Genomic DNA, 6,850 nt, shown 5'->3' with positions numbered 1-6,850 from the left:
ATTGCTCAAGATCAATCTCAAAGTCGCGCAAGTCTCTTTCCCCGAGATTTTCGCCGAAGATGCCGAGCCGATGGACTTTGGCGATTGGGATGACGACGAGGATCAGGATTAGGCATGAATCCGCGCAAGCCTTTGGCATCTTGGCAGCAATTCGCGCAAGCCTTCGGGCGGGGCGAAACAGGCTTTGCGCCAAATGCTGGGTTGCGCGATGATCAATCTGTGCTTGGGGCGTTGCTTGCACCGCAATGCCTTGGGCAAGACTGTTACCCTTTCCCTACCCTCTGGCCTGACTCCGACGGGGTCAGGCCTTTTTTTGTTACAGGCGCGGCACCGCTTTGGCGGCTTGTTGCCAGTTGCGCGCGGGCGGGCTTTTTTCAGTTTGCATCGCTGCAAGATTCAGTAGAATCTGCGCACAGAACAACAAACAAAAGAGGCAGTTCAAAATGCGGAAATCTCTCCTTCTTATCGCCATTCTCACCATGCCGTTGGCTGGCTGTCTGCAAGACCCGGCTTCGCGCGGGTTGGCAGGCGCTGCAGCTGGCGCAGCCATTGCCGATGTCACCGACAACAATGCGGTCACGGGTGCGGTCATCGGCGGCCTTGCGGGCGCTGCAACCTGCGGCGTCAACATCGGCCTGCCGCCCTGCTACTGATCTAATCGCCGCTTACGCGGCTAATGCTATGACGGCCAGTCGGGGTGTTCCCTCGGCTGGCCGTTTTGTTTTGTGCGTCCCGGCCCGGACGCGAAGGGGAGAGAGCTATGTTTAAGAAAATCCTGATCGCCAATCGGGGCGAGATCGCCTGTCGTGTGATCAAGACCGCGCGCAAAATGGGGATCAAGACGGTGGCGGTGTATTCCGATGCCGACCGCGGCGCGTTGCACGTCAAGATGGCGGATGAGGCGATTCATATTGGGCCGTCGCCTGCCGCGCAGTCCTATATCGTGATTGAAAAGATCATGGCGGCGGTGAAGGCATCCGGTGCCGAAGCGGTGCATCCGGGTTATGGGTTTCTGTCTGAAAACATGAACTTCGCGGCGGCGTTGGAAGCGGCGGGCGTGGTGTTCATCGGGCCACCTTCCCCTGCGATTGAGGCGATGGGCGATAAGATCACCTCGAAAAAGCTGGCGATGGCTGCGGGGGTTTCCACCGTGCCGGGGCATATGGGTCTGATTGATGATGCCGAACATGCGGTGAAAATCGCCTCGGAAATCGGCTATCCGGTGATGATCAAGGCCTCGGCCGGCGGCGGCGGCAAGGGCATGCGGATTGCCTGGAACGATGCCGAGGCGCGTGAGGGGTTTGAACGGTCGAAATCCGAGGCCGCGTCGTCGTTTGGCGACGATCGGATTTTCATCGAAAAGTTCGTCACCGAGCCGCGCCACATCGAAATTCAGGTGATCGGCGATGCGCACGGCAACGTGCTGTACCTGGGTGAGCGCGAATGCTCGATCCAGCGGCGCAACCAGAAGGTGATCGAGGAAGCGCCAAGCCCGTTTCTGGACGCGGCCACCCGCAAGGCGATGGGCGAACAGTCGGTGGCGTTGTGCAAGGCCGTTGGCTACCAGAGCGCCGGCACGGTGGAATTCATCGTCGATGCGCAGCAAAAGTTCTACTTCCTGGAAATGAACACAAGGCTGCAGGTGGAGCATCCGGTGACCGAACTGGTCACCGGGGTCGATCTGGTCGAACTGATGTTGCGCGTCGCCAATGGCGAAAAACTGCCGCTCAAGCAATCCGACATCAAGCTCAATGGCTGGGCCATCGAAAGCCGGCTCTATGCCGAGGACCCGTATCGAAACTTCCTGCCATCCACCGGGCGGCTGACGCGCTACCGGCCACCAGCGGAAGCCGACGGCGTGCGCAACGATACCGGCGTGTTCGAGGGCGGCGAGATTTCGACATTCTACGATCCGATGATCGCCAAGCTCTGCACTTGGGCGCCGACGCGGCTGGAGGCCATCGACAAGATGGCGGTGGCGCTCGACCAATTTGAGGTCGAGGGCGTCGGCAACAACCTGCCATTCCTGTCCACTGTGATGGAGCAGGACCGCTTCCGCGAGGGTCGGCTGACGACGGGCTATATCGCCGAGGAATTCCCGGCGGGATTTACCGGCGCGGTGCTGCCCAAGGGGCGGTTGTTCGAAGTGGTCGCGGCGGCGGCAATGCTGCAGCTTGTGGTCGAAGAACGGCGCGGGCGGCTGGCGCAGACAGCGCTGGCCGGGCAAACCGAGACTTACGGCGAGTTCGTCGTGGTGATTGGCCAGGAGCAGGTGCCGGTCAAGCTGCATCGGCTCGACCCTGATGGCACATGGGAATTGAACCTGTTCGATCAGGTGGCGGCGGTGCACCGTTTTAACTGGGCGCCGGGCGATACGGTAGCGCAGGTGATCTGGAGCCATGGCGGCACCAGCGTGCTCAAGGTCAATGCGCGCACGGGCGGCTTCCGGGTGCGCTATCGCGGCGCGGATTTGAAGGTGCAAGTGTTGCGACCCCATATCGCGGCGCTGCTGCATCTGATGCCGGTGAAAGTGCCGCCAGACCTCAGCAAGTTTTTGCTGTGCCCGATGCCAGGGCAGGTGGTGCGCGTCGATGTAGCCGTGGGCGATATTGTCGAGGACGGGCAGACGCTGGCCATTGTTGAAGCGATGAAAATGGAAAACGTGCTCAAGGCGCAAAAGCGGGCGCGGGTGAGCAAGGTGCATGCGAAAGCCGGTGACGTGCTGGCGGTGGATCAGGTGATGCTGGAGTTTGAGGGGATATGAGTGGTCCAAGACATAGCCAAAGGCACCCCCTCCCTTCCCTCCCCACAAGGGGGAGGGTGACATCGTGCCTGTGGCAAAATCCTGCCGACCCACCGGGTTCACCCTCCCCCTTGTGGGGAGGGCTAGGGAGGGGGTGAGCGATGCCAACCCATGCCCAGCGCCTCCGCAAAAATCCAACACCGGCCGAAATAAGGCTTTGGCGCCTGATCAGTCCTATGCGCCTTGGCGGGCACCACTTCCGTAAGCAGGTGCCGATTGGCCGTTATGTTGTGGACTTCGCATACCATCACGCCAAGCTGGTCATCGAAGTCGATGGCGATACGCATGGCGGCGCATCGGCCATCCAGCACGATGCTGTGCGAGACGCTTTTCTGCGACATGAAGGCTACACCGTGCTGCGATTTAGCAATGCGGAGGTCATGACGAACGGCGAAGGCGTTTATGACGTTATCGTTAGATCGCTCGAACAAACTGCGGGACAACGCCAGGCATGACCACAAACAAAGACCACTGGCGCAGCCTTGCCGAGCGCGAGCTGAAAGCCTCACCTGATACCCTCGACCGCAACTACGGCGGCATCCCGGTGCGGCCGGTTTACCTGGCTGACGACGGCGAAATCCCCGGCGTCGAGCCGTATACGCGCGGCGTGCGGGCGACGATGTATGCCAATCGGCCTTGGACCATAAGGCAGTATGCGGGCTTTTCGACGGCGCGCGAAAGCAATGCGTTTTATCGGCAGGCGCTGGAGCGGGGGCAGAAGGGGCTGTCGGTGGCGTTCGATCTGGCCACGCACCGGGGCTACGATAGCGACCATCCGCGCGTCGTCGGCGATGTCGGCAAGGCCGGGGTGGCGATCGATAGCGTCGAGGACATGAAAATCCTGTTTGAGGGCATTCCGCTCGATCAGATGAGCGTGTCGATGACCATGAATGGCGCAGTGATCCCGGTGCTGGCGATGTTCATCGTTGCGGCCGAGGAGCAGGGCGTCAGCCAGGACAAGCTCGACGGGACCATCCAGAACGATGTGCTGAAGGAGTTCATGGTCCGCAACACCTATATCTATCCGCCCGAGCCTTCGATGCGGATCGTTGGCGATATCATTGCGCATACGGCGCAGCACAGCCCCAAGTTCAACTCGATTTCGATCTCGGGCTACCACATGCACGAGGCCGGGGCGACGGCGGTGCAGGAGCTGGCCTACACGCTGGCCGACGGCATGGATTATGTGCGGGCGGCACAGGCGCGGGGGCTGGATATCGATGCCTTTGCCGGGCGGCTGAGTTTCTTTTTCGGCATCGGCATGAACTTCTTTCTGGAGGTCGCCAAGCTACGGGCAGCACGGCAGTTGTGGTCAAAAATCATGACCGATCTGGGCGCCAAGGACCCCCGCTCCAAGATGTTGCGCACCCATTGCCAGACGTCCGGCGTGTCGCTGACTGAGCAGGACCCGCACAACAATATCGTGCGCACCACGATTGAGGCGCTGGCGGCGACGCTGGGGGGCACGCAGAGCCTGCATACCAATTCGTTCGATGAAGCCATTGCCCTGCCGACTGAATTTTCCAGCCGGATTGCCCGCAATACGCAACTGATCCTGCAGCATGAAAGCCGGATTACCGACGTGGTCGATCCGCTGGGCGGCTCCTATTACATCGAGGCGCTGACGGCTGAGCTGGTCGAAAAAGCCTCGGCGCTGATTGCCGAGGCGGAAGCCGCCGGCGGCATGACCAAGGCGGTGCAAAGTGGCGGACCGAAGCTCGAAATCGAAAAGGCCGCGGCGCTGCGGCAGGCCCGGGTGGATCGCGGCGAGGATGTGATCGTCGGGGTCAATCGCTATCGGCTCGATGTCGAGGACGCCATCGAGGTGCGCGATATCGACAATGCCCGGGTGCGCGACGAGCAAGTGGCACGGCTGGCCGAGGTGCGCCGGACCCGCGATGAAGCCAGGTGCCAGTCGCTGCTGTCGGCTTTGCGCGAATTTGCCGCCAAGGACGAGGGCAACCTGCTTGAAGCCGCCATCGAGGCGGCGCGGGCGCGGGCGACTTTGGGCGAAATCTCGCAGGCGCTGGAAGATGTGTTTGGGCGTTATGCGGCGGTGACCCGGGTGATTTCGGGCGTTTATGCACAGGGCTATGGCGACGACGCGGAATTTGCGGCGATTACCGGCCATATCGCGCGGTTCAAGGCGTCGCGCGGGCGGGCGCCATCGATCTTTATCGCCAAGATGGGGCAGGACGGACATGACCGTGGCGCCAAGGTGATCGCTTCGGCCTTTGCCGATCTGGGGTTCGAGGTGCATCTGGGCTCGCTGTTTGAAACCGCGCCGGAAGTGGCGGCCCATGTCGATGAACTGCAGGTTGATGCAGTGGGCGTGTCGTCGCTGGCGGCGGGCCACAAGACGCTGGTGCCCGAACTGGTCGGAGCGCTGCGCGACCGCGATCTGGGGGAGGTCACCGTGATCGTCGGCGGAGTGATTCCCGAACAGGATTACGACTTCCTGTTCGATGCCGGCGTGGCGGCGATCTTTGGGCCGGGCACCAATGTGCTGTCGGCGGCATTTTCGGTGCTGAGCCAGATCGAGGGAAGGTTGAGCAATAAATGATCTTCAAGCCCCCTCGTCCGCCCTTCGGGCACCTTCTCCCACGAGGGGAGAAGGGACGCAGCGGCTCTATCCAGTCTTCCTTCTCCCCTTGTGGTAGAAGGTGGCGCGTAGCGACGGATGAGGGGGTCTTATGATCGGCCGCTTGAACCACATCGCCATCGCCGTGCCCGACCTGGAAGCGGCGGCGGGCCGCTATCGCGATCTGCTGGGCGGCCATGTCGGGGACGTGCATATCCTGCCCGAGCATGGCGTACGTGTGGTGTTTGTCGATACCGGCAATACCAAGGTGGAACTGCTGCAGGCGCTCGATGACAGCTCGCCGATTGCCGCCTTCATGGCGCGCAATCCGGGCGGCGGCATGCACCATATCTGTTTCGAGGTCTCCAATATTGCAGCCTCGATGGAGCAATTGCTGGCCGGCGGCGCGCGGGTGCTGGGCGATGGACCCAAGATCGGCGCGCATGGCAGGCCGGTGGTTTTCCTGCATCCCAAGGATTTCGACGGCACGCTGATCGAGCTCGAAGAGGTCGAGCCGGAACTGACACCGGCGTGACCTTCTTCCCCCGGCTTTCGTTTTGGCTTAAGAGCTGGATAAACGAAAGCAGGTTCCATGGACGTCGTCGCCCGACAGCGCCAGATTCTTGAATTGGCTCGTAGCCAGGGCCGGGTGCTGGTCGATGATCTGGCCGCCCGGTTCGATGTCACCGTGCAGACCATCCGCAAGGATCTCAACGACCTGTGCGAGCAGCGGGTGCTTAAGCGCATTCATGGTGGCGCCATCATTCCATCGGGCATCGAGAACCTCGAATATGAAGCGCGGCGGCAATTGGCGGCGGTGGAAAAGGACGCAATCGGCCGGGCGGCAGCGGCGCTGATCCCCAATGATTGCGCGCTGTTCATCAATATCGGCACCACCACCGAGGCGGTGAGCCGGGCACTGCTCGACCATTCCGGGCTGATGGTGATCACCAACAATATCAACGTCGCCAACCGGATGCGGGTCTATCCCGAATTCGAGGTGGTGATCGCCGGCGGCGTGGTGCGCGGCTCCGATGGCGGCATTGTCGGCGAGGCGACGGTGGATTTCATCGAGCAGTTCAAGGTCGATTATGCGGTAATCGGCGCCTCGGCGCTGGATGAAGAAGGTGCCTTGCTCGATTTCGATTATCGCGAGGTGAAAGTGGCCCAGGCGATCATCGCCAATGCCCGCCATGTCATTCTGGTGTCTGATGCCTCAAAGTTCGAACGCACCGCTCCGGTGCGCATTGCCCGCATCGGCCAGATCGGCACTTTTATCACCGATTACTGCCCGTCCGAGCGCTTCCGCCAGGTCTGCGCCGAGGCCGGGGTCGCCCTGATTGAAACCGGCGCCGCACCGGCGCCCTAGCGTCATACAGGGTTTGTTTACCAGTCGGCGTGCTCTGCACCTCCGATAAAGCAAAAATAAATTCTGGCCGCGCATGCTGTTGGCTGGTGTTGGACCT

General features: G+C 61.5%; 6 protein-coding genes. All 6 read left to right on the top strand.

All coding sequences use genetic code 11. From position 1 onward, the window contains the following. The first annotated feature begins 443 nt into the window (after positions 1-443). The 6 genes from ABIT12_RS10470 (at position 444) to ABIT12_RS10445 (ending at position 6,753) form a co-directional block, all read left to right on the top strand. A complete protein-coding gene (locus tag ABIT12_RS10470) occupies positions 444-653 on the top strand; it encodes a hypothetical protein (protein ID WP_348044431.1) in 210 nt (69 codons plus the stop codon). Positions 654-760: 107 nt separating this feature from the next. After that, on the top strand, positions 761-2,764 hold the full coding sequence (locus ABIT12_RS10465; RefSeq protein WP_348044429.1) for an acetyl/propionyl/methylcrotonyl-CoA carboxylase subunit alpha: 2,004 nt from the start codon (positions 761-763) through the stop codon (positions 2,762-2,764). Between the two features lie 140 nt (positions 2,765-2,904). Further along, on the top strand, positions 2,905-3,258 hold the full coding sequence (locus ABIT12_RS10460) for a DUF559 domain-containing protein (RefSeq protein WP_348044427.1): 354 nt from the start codon (positions 2,905-2,907) through the stop codon (positions 3,256-3,258). Then, positions 3,255-5,366 carry a methylmalonyl-CoA mutase gene (gene scpA / locus ABIT12_RS10455; RefSeq protein ID WP_348044425.1) on the top strand — a complete coding sequence of 704 codons (2,112 nt, stop codon included), beginning with the start codon at positions 3,255-3,257 and terminating at the stop codon, positions 5,364-5,366. Before ABIT12_RS10460 ends, scpA begins: the two co-directional genes overlap by 4 nt. A 130-nt stretch (positions 5,367-5,496) precedes the next feature. Beyond that, a complete protein-coding gene (gene mce, locus ABIT12_RS10450) occupies positions 5,497-5,919 on the top strand; it encodes a methylmalonyl-CoA epimerase (RefSeq protein ID WP_348044423.1) in 423 nt (140 codons plus the stop codon). Between the two features lie 57 nt (positions 5,920-5,976). Beyond that, the gene (locus tag ABIT12_RS10445; RefSeq protein ID WP_348044421.1) at positions 5,977-6,753 is read left to right on the top strand and encodes a DeoR/GlpR family DNA-binding transcription regulator; all 777 of its coding nucleotides are present in this window, start codon (positions 5,977-5,979) and stop codon (positions 6,751-6,753) included. Positions 6,754-6,850 lie beyond the last annotated feature (97 nt).

This window comes from Devosia sp. (assembly GCF_039927955.1).
GTDB lineage: Bacteria > Pseudomonadota > Alphaproteobacteria > Rhizobiales > Devosiaceae > Devosia.
This window is presented reverse-complemented; position numbering and strand designations above follow the sequence as displayed.